This is a genomic window from Caulobacter sp. FW305-C-30-S16, assembly GCF_058783025.1.
Genome location: NZ_JBYSYH010000002.1, coordinates 761,217 through 775,979, shown reverse-complemented (window position 1 = coordinate 775,979; position 14,763 = coordinate 761,217). Strand labels below are relative to the sequence as shown.

19 protein-coding genes are annotated in these 14,763 nt (G+C 69.8%); 11 read left to right on the top strand and 8 right to left on the bottom strand.

Annotated features, from left to right (window positions below; genetic code table 11):
- Positions 1-26 precede the first annotated feature (26 nt).
- The 5 genes from AC3WJT_RS10755 to AC3WJT_RS10735 form a co-directional block, all read right to left on the bottom strand.
- Positions 27-596 carry a nucleoside 2-deoxyribosyltransferase gene (locus AC3WJT_RS10755; RefSeq protein ID WP_492343112.1) on the bottom strand — a complete coding sequence of 190 codons (570 nt, stop codon included), beginning with the start codon at positions 594-596 and terminating at the stop codon, positions 27-29.
- Between the two features lie 5 nt (positions 597-601).
- On the bottom strand, positions 602-1,192 hold the full coding sequence (locus AC3WJT_RS10750) for a YceI family protein (protein ID WP_492343111.1): 591 nt from the start codon (positions 1,190-1,192) through the stop codon (positions 602-604).
- 37 nt (positions 1,193-1,229) lie between these two features.
- Complete coding sequence (locus AC3WJT_RS10745; RefSeq protein ID WP_492343110.1) at positions 1,230-1,655, bottom strand: hypothetical protein; 426 nt, start codon at positions 1,653-1,655, stop codon at positions 1,230-1,232.
- A 38-nt stretch (positions 1,656-1,693) separates the two neighbouring features.
- Positions 1,694-2,713 (bottom strand): ketol-acid reductoisomerase, encoded by a 1,020-nt coding sequence (ilvC, locus tag AC3WJT_RS10740; RefSeq protein WP_492343109.1) that lies wholly within the window; start codon positions 2,711-2,713, stop codon positions 1,694-1,696.
- Between the two features lie 200 nt (positions 2,714-2,913).
- Positions 2,914-3,219: an RcnB family protein gene (locus AC3WJT_RS10735; protein ID WP_492343108.1), complete on the bottom strand. Its 306-nt coding sequence runs from the start codon at positions 3,217-3,219 to the stop codon at positions 2,914-2,916.
- Here AC3WJT_RS10735 and AC3WJT_RS10730 point away from each other — a divergent pair.
- The 8 genes from AC3WJT_RS10730 (at position 3,202) to AC3WJT_RS10695 (ending at position 8,236) form a co-directional block, all read left to right on the top strand.
- The gene (locus tag AC3WJT_RS10730; protein ID WP_492343107.1) at positions 3,202-4,185 is read left to right on the top strand and encodes a hypothetical protein; all 984 of its coding nucleotides are present in this window, start codon (positions 3,202-3,204) and stop codon (positions 4,183-4,185) included. The two genes, AC3WJT_RS10735 and AC3WJT_RS10730, sit on opposite strands and share 18 nt — an antisense overlap.
- Positions 4,186-4,227: 42 nt before the next feature.
- Positions 4,228-4,782 (top strand): DUF924 family protein, encoded by a 555-nt coding sequence (locus AC3WJT_RS10725; RefSeq protein WP_492343106.1) that lies wholly within the window; start codon positions 4,228-4,230, stop codon positions 4,780-4,782.
- A gap of 73 nt (positions 4,783-4,855) precedes the next feature.
- Entirely contained in the window at positions 4,856-5,704 is an 849-nt protein-coding gene (locus AC3WJT_RS10720) for a thymidylate synthase (RefSeq protein WP_492343105.1), read from the top strand.
- 52 nt (positions 5,705-5,756) lie between these two features.
- On the top strand, positions 5,757-6,017 hold the full coding sequence (locus AC3WJT_RS10715; RefSeq protein WP_492343104.1) for a hypothetical protein: 261 nt from the start codon (positions 5,757-5,759) through the stop codon (positions 6,015-6,017).
- On the top strand, positions 6,017-6,157 hold the full coding sequence (locus AC3WJT_RS10710) for a hypothetical protein (RefSeq protein ID WP_492343103.1): 141 nt from the start codon (positions 6,017-6,019) through the stop codon (positions 6,155-6,157). The genes AC3WJT_RS10715 and AC3WJT_RS10710 overlap by 1 nt, the downstream gene beginning before the upstream one ends.
- A gap of 67 nt (positions 6,158-6,224) precedes the next feature.
- Positions 6,225-6,740 carry a hypothetical protein gene (locus AC3WJT_RS10705; protein ID WP_492343102.1) on the top strand — a complete coding sequence of 172 codons (516 nt, stop codon included), beginning with the start codon at positions 6,225-6,227 and terminating at the stop codon, positions 6,738-6,740.
- Positions 6,737-7,252, top strand: a complete 516-nt coding sequence (locus tag AC3WJT_RS10700) for a dihydrofolate reductase (RefSeq protein WP_492343101.1) — start codon at positions 6,737-6,739, stop codon at positions 7,250-7,252. The genes AC3WJT_RS10705 and AC3WJT_RS10700 overlap by 4 nt, the downstream gene beginning before the upstream one ends.
- A gap of 72 nt (positions 7,253-7,324) precedes the next feature.
- The gene (locus AC3WJT_RS10695) at positions 7,325-8,236 is read left to right on the top strand and encodes an SMP-30/gluconolactonase/LRE family protein (RefSeq protein WP_492343100.1); all 912 of its coding nucleotides are present in this window, start codon (positions 7,325-7,327) and stop codon (positions 8,234-8,236) included.
- 87 nt (positions 8,237-8,323) lie between these two features.
- Here the strand turns inward: AC3WJT_RS10695 and AC3WJT_RS10690 are convergent, their stop codons facing one another.
- Positions 8,324-8,458 (bottom strand): hypothetical protein, encoded by a 135-nt coding sequence (locus AC3WJT_RS10690; RefSeq protein WP_492343342.1) that lies wholly within the window; start codon positions 8,456-8,458, stop codon positions 8,324-8,326.
- 99 nt (positions 8,459-8,557) lie between these two features.
- Entirely contained in the window at positions 8,558-8,731 is a 174-nt protein-coding gene (locus tag AC3WJT_RS10685; protein WP_492343099.1) for a hypothetical protein, read from the bottom strand.
- A 216-nt stretch (positions 8,732-8,947) separates the two neighbouring features.
- Here AC3WJT_RS10685 and AC3WJT_RS10680 point away from each other — a divergent pair, with 216 nt between their 5' ends.
- From AC3WJT_RS10680 to AC3WJT_RS10670, 3 genes are read left to right on the top strand one after another with little or no spacing between them, the layout of a single operon-like run.
- Positions 8,948-9,610: a response regulator gene (locus tag AC3WJT_RS10680; RefSeq protein ID WP_492343098.1), complete on the top strand. Its 663-nt coding sequence runs from the start codon at positions 8,948-8,950 to the stop codon at positions 9,608-9,610.
- A 5-nt stretch (positions 9,611-9,615) separates the two neighbouring features.
- Positions 9,616-11,577, top strand: a complete 1,962-nt coding sequence (locus AC3WJT_RS10675; protein ID WP_492343097.1) for a sensor histidine kinase — start codon at positions 9,616-9,618, stop codon at positions 11,575-11,577.
- Between the two features lie 48 nt (positions 11,578-11,625).
- The gene (locus tag AC3WJT_RS10670; RefSeq protein ID WP_492343096.1) at positions 11,626-13,488 is read left to right on the top strand and encodes an alpha/beta fold hydrolase; all 1,863 of its coding nucleotides are present in this window, start codon (positions 11,626-11,628) and stop codon (positions 13,486-13,488) included.
- Between the two features lie 25 nt (positions 13,489-13,513).
- Here AC3WJT_RS10670 and AC3WJT_RS10665 read toward each other — a convergent pair whose 3' ends face one another.
- Positions 13,514-14,611: an NADH:flavin oxidoreductase gene (locus AC3WJT_RS10665; protein WP_492343095.1), complete on the bottom strand. Its 1,098-nt coding sequence runs from the start codon at positions 14,609-14,611 to the stop codon at positions 13,514-13,516.
- Positions 14,612-14,763 lie beyond the last annotated feature (152 nt).

The following is a 14,763-nucleotide window of genomic DNA, read 5'->3' as shown; positions in this document are numbered from 1 at the left end:
CGTACCTACGGTACATGTCCCCGTTCCTAGTCGTCCGCGTATTCCCGCAGCGCGTCGAGGCACAGCTGCAGCCCCGTCACGTCGCCCAGCACGTCCGGCGTCACGATCACGAACAGTCGCCGCGCTTCCGCCCAGAGCATGATCGTCTCGGGCAGGCCGAAGTCTTCGATCAGGCAGCCTTCACCGTCACGCCAGACGCCGTCCTCGTCGAGCTGGGCGCCGATGTGGGCGTCGACGCGGTCGCGGAACTCGGCCTCGTGTTCGTAGGCGACGTTCATGTAGGCCATGACCGGCTTGCCGAGGCCTGACAGGAAGCCGGCCTCGAACGCCGTGCCGGGGTCGGCCGTCGGACCACGCCACGGGGTCAGGTTGACGATCGCCGCGTCGGCCCGGCGCATCCGGGCGACACGCTCGGCGTAGATCTCCCGCGCCATGATCTCGCCGGGCTCCAGCTCGCGGAGCTCGCTGGTGTCCGCCTGCAGCATGGAGAAGCCGACGGCCTCACACATCGCCTGGCGCAGCGCGAAATGCGCGCCGACGTTCGGGAACCAGACCTCGGGTCCGGAGAGATAGAGATTTGAGATGCGGCGGACCACAGGCGTCAGGGCGCCGCGGGCGTCGGCGCGACGGCCAGGACTTCGATGCGGATGGGCACGTCCTCGCCGATCAGACCGGGCGGCAGGGCGGCGCCGATGCCGAAGTCGCGGCGCTTGACCGATCCGGTGATGGTGAAGCCGGCGGCCTGCTTGCCCGAGCCCGGGGCCTTGCCGATCTTGTTGAGCTTGACCTTGAAGGTCACCGGCTTGGTGACCCCGTTCAGGGTGAAGTCGCCCGTCACGTCGGCGGTATCGGGGCCCGTGGGCGCCACCTTGGTCGATTTGAAGGTGATCAGGGCGTTGGCGGCGGCGTTCAGCCAGCGCTCGCCCTTCAGATGCTCGTCGCGGGTGGGATCGCCGGCGAACAGGCTGGCGACCGTCACCTGGGCCTCGACCCGGCTCGCGGCCGGTGCGGCCTCGTCGATCCAGATCGTGCCGGAGGCGGCCGTGAAGGCGCCCAGGACGGTGGTGAAGCCGAACCGGTCGACCTGGAAGGTCGTCTGGGTGTGTGTCGGGTCAATCGTATAGGCCACGGGCGCGGCCATCGCCGGCGCGGCGGTCAGGGCCAGCACGGCGGCGAGGATCATGCGTTTCATGGGCGAACTCCGGAAGGACCCGACCAAGGTAGTGCGCCTACTTGCGTGTGAACAGGGCCACGACCTGGGCTTCTGCCTGGGCGGTCACGGTGCAGGCGGCGCCGTTGGCCACGGGCTCGCACCCGACCCACTGGACGGACCAGTCGACGCCATAGCGCCCGTTGGCCTGGGCGGTCAGGATGACCGGCGTCCGGCGCTTGATGCGCAGCCAGCACTGGCGGTTCGACTGGGTCATGTACTGGTACTGGACGCCGCCGCAGGCGAGGCCCGGCGGGGCGCTGGCGACATAGGTGGTCTCGCCGATGTCGCCACCGACCGCGACGACCAGGCGAACGTCGAGATCGGCGACCACGGTCACGCCGTCGACGGTCGTGGCGACGGGATCCACCGTCGCCGCCAACCCGCTTCCCGCGACGGCCCAGAGGCCGGCCGCGATCAATCCAGTGAAAACCCGAGACGCCAAGGCGACCCCCTGCCCGCAAACCTGAGGCGGGAGATGGATCAGTTCTTCGCCTTGTCCACCAGTTGATTCTTCGTAATCCAGGGCATCATGGCGCGCAGGCGGCCGCCGACTTCCTCGATCTGGTGTTCGGACGCCCGGCGGCGGGTGGCCTTGAAGCTGGGCTGGCCCACGGCGTTCTCGGCCATGAAGTCGCGCACGAAGCGGCCCGACTGGATGTCCTCGAGGATGCGCTTCATCTCGGCCTTGGTGTCGGGCGTCACCACCCGCGGACCGCTGACATAGGCGCCGTACTCGGCCGTGTTGCTGATCGAGTAGCTCATGTTGGAGATGCCGCCCTCGTAGATCAGGTCGACGATCAGCTTCACCTCGTGGAGGCACTCGAAATAGGCCATTTCCGGCGCGTAGCCGGCCTCGACCAGGGTCTCGAACCCGGCCCGGATCAGTTCGACCAGACCGCCGCAAAGCACGGCTTGCTCGCCGAACAGGTCGGTTTCGCATTCCTCGCGGAAGTTGGTCTCGATGATGCCCGAGCGGCCGCCGCCGATGGCGCTGGCGTAGGCGAGGCCCAGGTCCATGGCGTTGCCGGTGGCGTCCTGGTGGATGGCGATCAGGCAGGGCACGCCGCCGCCCTTCAGGTATTCGCCGCGCACGGTGTGGCCCGGGCCCTTGGGCGCGACCATCAGCACGTCGACGGTGGCCTTGGGCTCGATCAGGCCGAAGTGGACGTTCAGGCCGTGGGCGAACAGCAGCGCCGCGCCGTCGCGAATGTTCGGGGCGATCTCGTTCTCATAGATGCCGCGCTGCAGTTCGTCGGGCGCGAGGATCATGATGCCGTCGGCCCAGGCCGCGGCCTCGGCCACGGTCATGACCTTCAGGCCTTCGCTCTCGGCCTTCTTGGCGGAGGCGGAGCCGGGGCGCAGAGCCACGGCGACGTTCTTGAGGCCCGAGTCCCGGAGGTTGAGCGCGTGGGCATGGCCCTGGCTGCCATAGCCTACGATCGCGATCTTCCGGTCCAGGATGCGGGCCAGGTCTGCGTCGCGGTCATAGTAGACGCGCATGATTTTTCTCCAGTCAGGTCATTTGCGCCGCACCCGCGCAACGGCAGTGCAGCAAAGGCCGGGCTATCGAGCGGAAAATTGCCGGAAGGTCAAGGGTTACAACCCCTCTGAACGCACATCCTCTATGCCGGACGGATCGTCGACCATACGAAAAAGCCCCGGAGTCGCCTCCGGGGCTTCATCGTTGCGCGGTCTGCGGCCTACCAGAAGAGGCCGTAGTAGACGGTCACGATCCGGCCGGTCCAGATGTCGACCAGCAGGGCGTCCTGGCCGACGCGGACCCATTCGCAGCCGATCGGCGGGTACGGCAGGCCGTAGGCGCCGGCGTTCAGGTAGTAGCTGCTGGTGAACCAGCCGAACGGCAGGAAGTCACCGAAGCTCCAGCTGCGGGCGTACCAGCCGCTGGGGTAGCGGTAGGGCGAGACCCGATAGCGCTGATGGGCGCGATACGACCGCTGCCACGACCGCTCGTCGTACCAGCGACGGCCATGGTCCCGGTTGCGCATGCCGCGGCCTTCACCCGGACGACGCCCGTCCCAGCGCCGGTCGCCGCCGCGGCCGTCGCGATCCCAGCCGCCGCGCCCGTCACGGTCGCGGTCCCAGCCGCCCTGGCCGGGGCGACCATCGGGACGCCCGTCGCGGTCGCGATCCCAGCCACCCTGGCCTTGACCCTGGCCGCCCGGGCGGCCGTCGGGACGACCATCACGGTCGCGATCCCATCCGCCCTGACCTTGTCCCTGGCCCTGACCGCCGGGACGACCCGCGCCCGGCCGACCGTCCGGACGGCCGTCGCGATCACGATCCCAGCCGCCCTGACCTTGTCCCGGGCCCTGACCGCCGGGGCGACCCGCGCCCGGCCGACCGTCCGGACGGCCGTCGCGATCACGATCCCAGCCGCCCTGACCTTGTCCTTGTCCTTGTCCCTGGCCCTGACCACCGGGACGGCCGCCCGGGCCCTGCCATTGACCCTGACCACCGCCCTGGCCCTGCCACTGGCCCTGGCCGTCGCCGCCGGGACGACCCGGGCGACCACCCGGCGTCTGACCCTGGCCGCCGCCCTGACCTTGCCACTGACCCTGACCCGGGCCGCGACGATCACCCTGGCCGCCGGCGCCGGCGGGGCCGCGCGGGCGACCGCCCTGCCCCTGCCACTGCGGCTGACCGCCGCCCTGGGCGCCCGGACCACCCGGACGCGGGCCACGGGGTTGCCCCTGGGGCTGACCCTGCGGGCCCTTGGCGGCCGGCGGCGGCGCGTCGCGAAGCGGCGGAGGCGGCGGAACCCGCGACTCCTCACCGCCGTTCTGGCGGCCCGCGCCACGGCGGCCCTCGTCCTGGGCGTAGGCGGCCGTGCTGGCCAGAAGCGTCAGCACGAGCGCGGTCGAGATGGTCTTTTTCATCATTTGCTCCGTGGTTCCGACGTCCGCCGGTCCCTGCTTGTCCCTATGGAACAACGGATGCGCGCGCCAACCTGAACCGTGGTTGAACGGAAATGAACTCTGCGCCAGCCTGTCCGCATGAGCGCAGCACCTATCGACGTGATCGGCTTCTGGCGGATCGCCGGGCCGGCGAAGTGGTTCCGCAAGGACTGGCGGTTCGACGAGGCCATCCGCCTGCGGTACGAGCCGGTCCATTTCGCCGCCGCACGGGGCGAGTACGAGCACTGGATGGCGACCGCGGACGGCTGCCTCGCCCTGCTGCTGCTGCTCGACCAGTTCCCGCGCAATCTCTGGCGTAAGTCGCCGCATGCCTTCGCCACCGACGCCATGGCCCGGCGGGTCGCGAGGCACATGGTGCAGTCGGATTTCGACCAGGAGATCGAGCCGGCGCTGCGGGCCTTCTGCTACCTGCCGTTCGAGCATTCCGAGGACATGGCCGACCAGGACCTCAGCGTGCGGCTCTGCGAGGCCCTGCGCGACGCTACCGGCGACGAGGAGACGCTGAAGTTCGCGATCGTGCATCGCGACATCATCGCCCGGTTCGGTCGCTTCCCGCACCGCAACGGGCAACTGGGCCGCGAGACGACCGACGAGGAGCAGGTCTTCCTCGACGAAGGCGGGTTCGCCGGCTGACGCGAATCAACTGTGGACGGTCGCAGAAGGCGCCTTGGCGAGGCGCTGATTCGGACCGACCTTGGTTGCCATCATGAACGCCATCGCGCCCGTCATCGCCGTACAGGAACAGGCCGCCGCCGATCATCCGGAGCGGCAGTATCTCGGCCTGCTGGCCGACATCATGACCAACGGCGTGCAGCGCGGCGATCGCACCGGCACCGGAACGCTGGGCGTTTTCGGCCGCCAGATGCGCTTCGACCTGGCGCAGGGCTTTCCGCTGCTGACGACCAAGAAGGTGCATCTCAAGTCGATCGTGCTGGAACTGCTCTGGTTCCTGCGCGGCGACACCAATGTCCGGTGGCTGCAGGATCAGGGCGTCAGCATCTGGGACGAATGGGCCGACGAGGCGGGCGAACTCGGTCCCGTCTACGGTCGCCAGTGGCGCAGCTGGGCCGCGCCGGACGGCCGGGTGATCGACCAGATCGCCGCCGTCGTCGAAAGCCTGAAGACCAATCCCAACAGCCGTCGCCACATCGTCAGCGCCTGGAACCCGGCCGACGTCGATGACATGGCCCTGCCGCCCTGCCACTGCCTGTTCCAGTTCTTCGTCGCGGACGGAAAACTGAGCTGCCAGCTGTACCAGCGCAGCGCCGACGTGTTCCTCGGCGTGCCGTTCAACATCGCCAGCTACGCCCTGCTGACCCAGATGATGGCCCAGGTCACCGGCCTGCAGCCGGGCGAGTTCGTGCACACCTTCGGCGACGCGCACCTCTATCTGAACCACCTGGATCAGGCGAAGGAGCAGCTCCGCCGCGAGCCCCACCCCTTCCCGACCATGCGGATCACGCCGCACCGGGACCTGCTGTCCTACCGCTACGAGGATTTCGTGCTCGAGGGCTACCAGGCCCACCCGGCGATCAAGGCGCCGATCGCGGTTTAGTCGACACGCCGGCACACTTGAAAGTTGTTCCCGGTTCGTTCAGGATCGCCGGGTGACCAGCGACCTCCCGCCTCCGGCCCACGATCTGCGCCATCTCGATCCAGAGGTGCGCAAGGAGCGCGTGAAGCTGGCCGCGAACGCCTCAAACGCCTTCGGGCTGGCGTTCCTGATCGGATCCCTCGTCGCGCCTCTGGTAGACCCGACGCGATTGATCGATCTCCGCCGCGCGGTCCCCGGTCTTCTGATCGGTTTGGTCTTCATTCTCGCGGCGACCTTCCTTCTGCGCTATATGAAGGCCAAGGAGCCGAGCTGATGGACCCATTCATCGCAACGGGATTGTTCATGATCGCTCTTGCCGCGATCGTTGTGCCACCTTTCATTTGGCTGCTTCCGAAGCTCGACCGCGCCGCAGGCCGCCTGTCTGACTATCTCGACGCCCGCAAGGCTCGCTGAGCGCGCGCACCTCGCCGCGCAGTCGATGGTCACGCGGCCGCTGGCGGGGTAGTCAGGGGCCATGCCAATGCCCGCCCTCCGCCTCGCCATCCTCTGCGCAGCGCTGCTCGCCCTGCCCGCCTCGGCGCAAACCCCGGCCGTGACACCCGCCGGCGCGGCTGAAGCGCTCGCCTGGCGCGCGCTGCAGGCCTGCGTGGCCATCAGCAAGGGCGCGCCGCTCGAGACCGCCGCCGCCCAGGCCGGCTTCGTCAAGGACGACGCCGGCTGGGCCGCCGAGATCGCCGAACGCTCCCTGACGCTGGAAGTCGCCACGCCCCCCGCCCCGCCCGGCGCCAAGGCCTGCATCATGGTCGCGCGCGGCCCGCTGGCCGACCACGAGGGCCTGCGCAAACGCCTCGATGCCTGGGCGCTGAAGGAAGGCTTCCAGGCGGCCATCGAGGGAACCACGCCGGGCGGCGGACAGTCCGTCCGATACGCGACGCCCGACGAGGCGCGCGCCATCGTGCTGGCCCGCTATCCCGAGACCGGCAATCCCGCCCAGCCGACCCGCAGCGTCCTGTTCCTCGGCTGGGTGGCGCCATGAAAGTCGGCATAACGCTCGGCCCCGTCGCCCGCGGCCGAAATGGCGTCATCGGCGTCAACGGCAAGCTGCCCTGGCGGCTGAAGTCTGATCTGGCCCTGTTCAAGCAGGTCACCATGTTCAAGCCGGTGATCATGGGCCGCAAGACCTGGGACAGCCTGCCGTTCAAGCCCCTGCCGGGCCGCCTGAACGTGGTGCTGTCGAAGGACGGCTCGTTCGAGCCCAACGGCGCGGTGGTCTGCGAGACCTTCGGCGAGGCGGTCGAGATCGCCCGCGAACAGGCGGAAGAGGACGGCGCGGAAGAGGTCTGCGTCATCGGCGGCGCGGCGCTCTACGCCCTGGCCATGCCGCGTGCGACCCGGATGTATGTGACCGAGGTCGACGCGGCGCCCGAGGGGGATGTGCTGTTCCCCCCCTTCGACGAAGCCGGCTGGAAAGAAGTGCGCCGCGAGGCCCACGCCGCCGGCGAAGGCGACGACCACGCCTTTGTCTTCCGGGTGCTTGAGCGGCGCTAACCGTGCGACTTGCGCTGACGCAGCGTCAGGCGGTTCTATCCCTGCAACCAGAAAAGACAGGGAGTGCGCCGCATGAACATCGAACTCGTCGCCGAGGGACTCCGCTTCCCGGAAGGCCCGATCGCCATGGCCGACGGCTCGGTGATCTTCACCGAGATCGCGGCGCAGCGGCTGACGCGCGTGACGCCCGACGGGACCATATCAGTGGTGGCCGAGACCGGCGGCGGTCCCAACGGCGCGGCGATCGGCCCGGACGGCGCGATCTATGTCACCAACAACGGCGGCAGCTTCGAATGGCTGGAGATGGAGGGCCTGCTGATCCCCGGCCCGACCCCGGCCAGCCACGTCGGCGGATCAATCCAGCGCGTCGATATCGCCACCGGCAAGGTCGAAACCCTATACGACAGCTGTGACGGCAAGCGGCTGGTCGGCCCCAACGATCTGGTCTTCGACAAGCAGGGCGGCTTCTGGTTCACCGACCACGGCTGTACGACGCCGGAGGGCCGCAAGTTCGGCGCGCTCTACTACGCGAAGACCGACGGCTCCCACATCAGCCGCCAGCGCGACCACTTCGTCTCGCCGAACGGCGTGGGTCTCTCGCCGGATGAGAAGACCGTCTACATGGCCGACACCAACCTCGGCCGCCTGTGGGCTTTCGACATCGCCGAACCCGGCGTGCTGGCCGAACCGCCGCCGTTCCAGCCGGGGCGGGTGATCTGCAACCTGCCGGGCTACCAGTTGCTCGACAGCCTGGCCGTCGAGGCCGGGGGCAAGGTCTGTGTGGCGACGATCATCAACGGCGGGATCACCGCCTTCGACCCGGACGGGACGACCGAGCACTACCCGTTCCCGGACCTCCTGGTGACCAACATCTGCTTCGGCGGACCGGACATGACCACGGCCTGGATCACCGCCTCCGGCACCGGCAAGCTCTACAAGGCGACCTGGCCGCGACCGGGCCTGAAGCTGAACTTCAACGCCTGACGCGAGGGGACATGTACCGCAGGTGCGTGTCCCCCAATCGAGCTGCTGATTTAGGGGACACGTACCTTTGGTACATGTCCCCTCCGGCTACCGCGACATCCACGGCTTGGACTTGGAGGACGAGGTCTGCGCCGCCGCCTGTTCGCGCTGGAAACGCCCGCCGCGCGGCGGCTTGGGCCGGGCGGCGATGGCCGCCTGCTTCAGGCGCAGGGCCTTCTGCATCGGGGTCTCTTCGGCGGGCGGATCGTCGGGCGTGTCGGTCACAGATCGTATCTCGGCTGCGGGGACAGAGGCTGAAGTGCCTGTCCCCGCCGCCATTGTCTACTTCGGCTCGGGCTTTTCCGCGGCCTTGCCATCCTTGCCGAAGGCGGCCTTGACCTCGTCTTCGGTGATGCAGGCGGCGGGGTTCCCGGGCTGGCCGAGGTTCTGCTCCTCAGTCCCGTCGCCCATCACGCCAGGCTGCGAGCCGTCGTTCTTCTCGTTTGCATTGGTCATCGGGGACTGCTTTCCGTTGGAGCCGCCTGCTGGAGGCGTTCAGGGTCAACGGATTGCCACGGCGCCTGTTCCCGACGGCCGTCCCATCCCCTGTTCGTGTGATAGCCGCCGGCATCGGCAAGGCGGAAACTGGGAAACCGCGACGCTCCGGAACCAGGAGGAGTGGCTTTGGCGGCGCTGACGGATAGTCTGGCGGCGCGGTCGGGAGGACGCCCTGTGGCGGAGGCGAAAAGACGCAAGCGGGTGGCCATCATCGAGGACGACTTCGTCCTGCGCGATGAGTTGGCCCGCGTCGTCGCCCTGGCGCCGGATCTGGAGGTCGTCGGGGTCGCGGACGGCCTGACCCGCGGTCGGGAGCTGCTGAACCGCGACATCGACGTTCTGTTGATCGACCTGGCCCTGCCCGACGGCAGTGGGATCGATCTGATCCGCGAGATCGACGCCCGGCGCGGCAAGATCCGGATCATCGTCATCAGCGTCTTTGGCGACGCCCTCAGCGTGGTGCGGTCCATCGAGGCCGGCGCCGACGGCTACCTGCTCAAGGGCGCGGAGCCGGCCGAGGCCGCCGCCGCCATCCGCACGGTGCTGGAAGGCGGCGCGCCGATCAGCCCTGCCGTGGCCGGCCATATCCTCGCCCGCATGCGAAATCGCGAGCGGACCCCGACCGCGGCCGGTCCCGCTCTGTCGCCCCGCGAGGTGCTGGTCCTGACGGACCTGGCCAAGGGCTTCCGCTACAAGGAAGTCGCCCGGCTGCAGGGCATTTCGCCCAATACGGTCGGCGACCACGTCAAGTCCATCTACCGCAAGCTGGCCGTCAGTTCCCGCAGCGAAGCAGTGTTCGAGGCGGTCCAGGCCGGCTTGATCCGGCTCAAGGAATAGCCCGCTTGGCCGACCCGCTGACGGCCAGGATGTTTCCCCCTACGGCGTTCCGGGCGTGGAGCCTGGCGCTGCTGATCATCCTGCTGCAGCTGCTGTTCAGCGGCGGCCTGCTGTGGGCCAACACGGTGGCCGAGTCCGCGCCCGGCCGGCAGATCGCGCGGGCGGCGCTGGCGGAGGCCGGCGATCGTGACCCGGCCGCCCTGCCCGATGCCGCCTTCGCATCGGAGGCCCTGCCGGCCTGGCGATGCTGCGCCCGCACGCCGCTGGTCTTCCGCACGCGCCTGACCGAGGCGGACGCCCGCCTGTCGGCGCCCGCCGTGCTGGTGCCGAGCGCGCACGACAACGTCTGGCTCTATGTCGACGGCGACCTGATCGCGGGCCAGGGCCGCTTCGACTCGACCGTCACCAGCCGCCGGCCCCAGCTGCTGCGCATCCCCGATCGCTACGTCCACGCCGGCGCCCGGATCGACCTGGTCGTCAGCCGGGCCATCGGCTTCGGCCACCTGCGCCCCTTTCACGTCGGCGAGTATTCCGCCCTCTACCCCTCCTGGCAGGCGCTGCGGCTGCTGCGGTCGGACCTGCCCCTGGCCAATGCGGTGATCGGGGCCTTCGTGGCTGCCTTCTGCCTGTGCGCAGCGCCGCTGTTCGGCGCCCGGGGCCTGCTGTTGTCCCTCGGAGGACTGGCCGGCAGCTGGGCCCTGCAGCACGTCGGACTGATGGCCGAAGACGCGCCGTGGGGCGCGCTGGCCAACGCCGGCCTCTATCTTTGGGCCTTCCTGGCGACCCTGGTCTTCCTCGTCTGGTTCTTTGTCGAATGGACATCGGTTTTCGCGCCGCCCGACCGGCCGCCGGCCCGGACGGTCGGCGGCATGCTGTTCGGCGCCTGGAGCCTGCCCGCCCGCACCCGGCTCGGGCTGGTCTCGATCGCCGTCATCGTCCTGGCGGTCGGCCTGATCGCATTGCGACTGCAGGACGATCCCGCCGTCGGCCTGCAGGACATCGACCGGATCGTCGGCCTGTGCGGCCTGGTGGCCATGGCCTGGTGCCTGCTGCGGCTCGCCGCCTTCTATCTGCGCGGGGGGCGCGCCAACCCGCTGGAGTCCTCGGCCTTCATCTTCGTCCTGTTGGCGGCGGCGGCGGACATCATCACGGTGCGTTTCGTCCACAGCTACGGCATCTTTCTCGGCCCGGCGGCGACCTTCTTTCCCCTCGCTCTGCTGGTGTCTCTGGCCGTCCGGGCCCGTGGCGTGTTCGAGGCCGCCAACGCCACCGCGGACAAGCTCAACGCCCTGGTGGCCGAACGGGAGGGCGAGATCCTGGCCGGGATCAACGACCTGCGCCGCCGTGAACACGAGAGCCTGCTGCTCGAGGAACGGGCGCGGATCATGCGCGACATGCACGACGGCATCGGCGGCCAGCTGCTGGGCCTGGTCATGCGCGCCCGGGCCAATCGGCTGACAGGCCCCGAGCTCGTCCACGGCCTCGAGGAAAGCCTCGACGACCTGCGGCTGGTCGTCGGTTCGCTGGAACAGGGCGACGGCTCACTGGCGACGGCTCTGGGCGCCTATCGCGCCCGGATCGAGCCCCGCTGCGAGGCCGCCGGGGCTACGCTGGTCTGGCAGATCGAGGATGTCGGCGAAGCGCCCGGCTTCGGACCGGACCGCACGCTGCAGGTTTACCGCATCCTGCAGGAGGCCTGCACCAATGCGCTCAAGCACGGGCGGCCGGACCGGATCGCGGTGACGCTCCGCCGGGTGGCCGACGGCCGGGTGCGGCTGTCGCTCGAGGACAACGGCCAGGGGTTCGATCCGGACGCGGCTCCGGCCGGGCGCGGTCTGGCCAACATGCGCTACCGCGCCGGCCGTATCGGCGGGCGGATCCTGATCGAGTCCGGCCCTGCCGGCACACACATCGCCCTCGACATGGACGCGGACATGACAGTCCCTGATCCCGAGAATCTGGTCTAGGTTCGGGCCCGACGTCCGGCAGTACGCCGGGTTGGAGGCGTCGGGTCAGTGCCGAAGAAGACCGGGTATTCCCTGTCGGAGGTTGTGCGCAGCCGCCTGGCCGATGGCCGGCCGGTCGAGGCGCTGATGGACCATTTTCGGACGCTGGAAGCCTCGGCCCTGCGCGAGCCGGAGGCGCTGGCGGCGGTCCTTGAGGACGCGGCCCGTCTCGACCTTTCCGAAGCGCTGTTCACGTTGATCCCGGGTCGGGCGCTCGGGGTGGCGATCGTCGGCTCCGGCGGCCAGACCCTGTGGACCGACGACGCCTTTGCGGCCTGGTTCGGCGATCCGGCCGAGGACGCGGCGGCGCGGCGGCTGCTTCGGCTGGCGATGCGCGGCGGCCAGGCGTCCGGACTGCTCGAGGCGTCCGACGGCGCGGTGATCGCGGCTTGCGCGGCGACCGGCGCCATGGCCCTGCGCTGGCCGCTGCCCGCCGAAGCGCTCGCCCTGCTGGCGGCGGATCCCCGTCGCGTCGCCCTGCTCGGCTTCGCGCCATCGCGGGTCAGCGAACTGGCCGCCCGGGCCGCGGAGGCGTTCGGACTGACGCCGCTGGAATCCCGGCTCGCCGAGGCCCTGCTGGACGCGCCCGGCCTGGACGCCGCCGCCGATCGCGTCGGCGTGGGGCGCGAAACCGCCCGCGACGCCATTCGCAGCGCCCAGCGCAAAACGGGCGCGCGGCGATCCTCGGACCTGGTCCGGCTGTTGCTCGACATGATGTGCGGCGATCAGCCCGAACCGCCGGACCTGGCCGAGGTTTTCGTGACCGCGTTCGGCGCGACCCCGGCAGAGGCCCGCGCGGCCGCTCATTTCGCCCGCGGCCTGACCGCGCGGGAGGCCGCTGAGGCCATGGGCACGGCCGAAAGCACGGTCCGCGGTCAGCTCAAGGCCATCTACGCCAAGGCCGGGGTGAGCAAGTCCCGGGACTTCGTGCGGCTGGCGGCTGAAGCCGGCGTGCTCGTGTCGATGTCGCGCACCGCTGAAACCGTCGCCGAGGTCGAGGGGCTCGCGGGCCGGCTGCGGCTGGTGCTGCGGCCGGACGGTCGGCGGATCGCCTTCTGGGACTACGGCCCGCGCGGCGGCAAACCGGTTCTGGTGACCCACGGCACGATCACCGGCCGCACCCTGCCGCCGGCGCTTGTCGCGGGCCTCCACCGGGGCGGCTTCCGGCCGATCGTGCCGCAACGTCCCGGATTCGGCCTGACGGACATCGCGACGGGGGACTATGTCGAGACGGCCGCCGATGACATGGCCGGGATACTCGACGCCCTGCGGCTCAAGGGCGCCTTCCTGCTGACGAGGGACGACGGGGCCGCCTCCGCCCTGGCCTTTGCGCGGCGCCACGCGACGCGCATCCGGGCGGCGATGCTGGTCAACCCGCGCTGGCCAGGATCAGCCGTCCGCAGCCCCGACACCGTCATGGGTGCGGTGACCCGGGCCTTTGTCGCCCGGCCAGAACTGGTGACGGTGTTCAGCGAGATGATGCGCCGCCAGACCCGCACCGACATCATGGCCGCCATCGTTCAGCGCTCGGCCGACCATGTCCCGGCGGACAAGGAGGTGCTGCAGCGACCCGGCGTGCTGACCAGCATGGTCCGCGACATCCAGGCGATGGCGGCGCGCACCAGTCACGGCTTCGCCCACGAACAGGGCCTGTACGCCCGCGGCTGGACGCCGCCGGCGCTTGAGCCGGGGATTCCCTGGCTGGTGGTCGAGTGCGGCCCGCTGTCGCTGCCCGGCGTCGAGCGGGCGTTCGCGGCCCTGCCCGCCGCGCGTTTCAAGGTCCTGCCGGACGCCGGGCTGCTGTTGTATCACTCACACCCCGACGCCGTGGTGGAGCTGTTCGCCGACCATGCCCGCGGCCACGCGGCTTAGGCGGTGTGCGAGGTCTTCAGGTCGCCTAGAACAGCACGCCCATCGCCGACCGCTCGAAGCTCCGCAGCTCGCTCGTGCGGCCATCGCGGACCTTCACGACCCACTCCGGATCCTGCAGCAGCGCGCGGCCGACGGCGACGAGGTCGAACTCGCCGCGGTCCATCCGTTCCAGCAGGTTGTCGAGGGAGGCCGGCTGGCTGGCTTCGCCGCCGTAGGCCGCGATGAACTCGCCCGACAGGCCGACCGAGCCGACGCTGATGGTCGGCTTCCCGGTGAGCTTCTTGGCCCAGCCGGCGAAGTTCAGGTCGCTGCCGTCGAACTCCGGCTCCCAGAAGCGGCGCTGCGAGCAGTGGAACACGTCCGCGCCGGCATCGGCCAGCGGCTGCAGCCAGGCTTCCATTTCGGCGGGCGTTTCGGCCAGCCGGGCGTTGAAGTCCTGCTGCTTCCACTGCGACAGACGGATGATCACCGGATAGTCCTCACCGACCTCCCGGCGCACGGCCTTGAGGATCTCGGCGGCGAATCGCGAGCGCTCCGGCAGGGTCGCCCCGCCCCACCGGTCGGTGCGCAGATTCACACCGTTCCAGAAGAACTGATCGATCAGATAGCCGTGCGCGCCGTGCAGCTCGATCGAATCGAACCCCAGCGCCTTGGCCGCGCCCGCCGCCTTGCCGAAGGCGTCGACGGCGTCGGCGACGTCTTCGTCGCTCATCGCCTCGCCGAACTGCTTGCCCGGGCTGGAGAGGCCCGACGGGCTGTCGTAGCCGCCTTCGGGGTTCCAGTCAGGGTCGCGCGAGCGCACGGCGCCCACGTGCCAGAGCTGGGGCGCCATCGCGCCGCCCGCGGCGTGCACATCGTCGATGACGGTCTTCCACGCCGCCAGTTCCTTGTCGCCATGGAAGCGCGGAACGTTCCGGTCGTTGAGCGAGGCGGGGCGAGCCACACCCGTGCCCTCCGACACGATCAGCCCGACATCGTTGGCGGCCCGCCGCTCGTAGTAGGCCGCCACCTCCGCCGTCGGCACGCCATCCGGCGAGAACGAGCGCGTCATGGGGGCCATGACGATGCGGTTCTTCAGGGTCAGGGACTTGATCTGGAACGGCTGGAAGAGGACGTCGGACACGGGGGGCTCCGGTAAGGTTTCCCCTCCGTTTAAACGCTTGTTCGACCCGACCGCCACGCAGAAATTCTCGTCCCCGTTATGGGGAATCACCGACTCGGCGAGTCCTGTTCTCCGGGGCCCGAAACAGACTATGATGGTGAGGCATCCGGTCG

What these genes read in the sequence shown, in the direction of transcription:
- AC3WJT_RS10750 (WP_492343111.1), bottom strand. Translation starts at nt 1,192, where the DNA reads ATGAAACGCATGATCCTCGCCGCCGTGCTGGCCCTGACCGCCGCGCCG.
- ilvC (WP_492343109.1), bottom strand. Translation starts at nt 2,713, where the DNA reads ATGCGCGTCTACTATGACCGCGACGCAGACCTGGCCCGCATCCTGGAC.
- AC3WJT_RS10730 (WP_492343107.1), top strand. Translation starts at nt 3,202, where the DNA reads ATGGTCCCGGTTGCGCATGCCGCGGCCTTCACCCGGACGACGCCCGTC.
- AC3WJT_RS10735 (WP_492343108.1), bottom strand. Translation starts at nt 3,219, where the DNA reads ATGCGCAACCGGGACCATGGCCGTCGCTGGTACGACGAGCGGTCGTGG.
- AC3WJT_RS10725 (WP_492343106.1), top strand. Translation starts at nt 4,228, where the DNA reads ATGAGCGCAGCACCTATCGACGTGATCGGCTTCTGGCGGATCGCCGGG.
- AC3WJT_RS10720 (WP_492343105.1), top strand. Translation starts at nt 4,856, where the DNA reads ATGAACGCCATCGCGCCCGTCATCGCCGTACAGGAACAGGCCGCCGCC.
- AC3WJT_RS10710 (WP_492343103.1), top strand. Translation starts at nt 6,017, where the DNA reads ATGGACCCATTCATCGCAACGGGATTGTTCATGATCGCTCTTGCCGCG.
- AC3WJT_RS10705 (WP_492343102.1), top strand. Translation starts at nt 6,225, where the DNA reads ATGCCCGCCCTCCGCCTCGCCATCCTCTGCGCAGCGCTGCTCGCCCTG.
- AC3WJT_RS10700 (WP_492343101.1), top strand. Translation starts at nt 6,737, where the DNA reads ATGAAAGTCGGCATAACGCTCGGCCCCGTCGCCCGCGGCCGAAATGGC.
- AC3WJT_RS10695 (WP_492343100.1), top strand. Translation starts at nt 7,325, where the DNA reads ATGAACATCGAACTCGTCGCCGAGGGACTCCGCTTCCCGGAAGGCCCG.
- AC3WJT_RS10690 (WP_492343342.1), bottom strand. Translation starts at nt 8,458, where the DNA reads ATGCAGAAGGCCCTGCGCCTGAAGCAGGCGGCCATCGCCGCCCGGCCC.
- AC3WJT_RS10685 (WP_492343099.1), bottom strand. Translation starts at nt 8,731, where the DNA reads ATGACCAATGCAAACGAGAAGAACGACGGCTCGCAGCCTGGCGTGATG.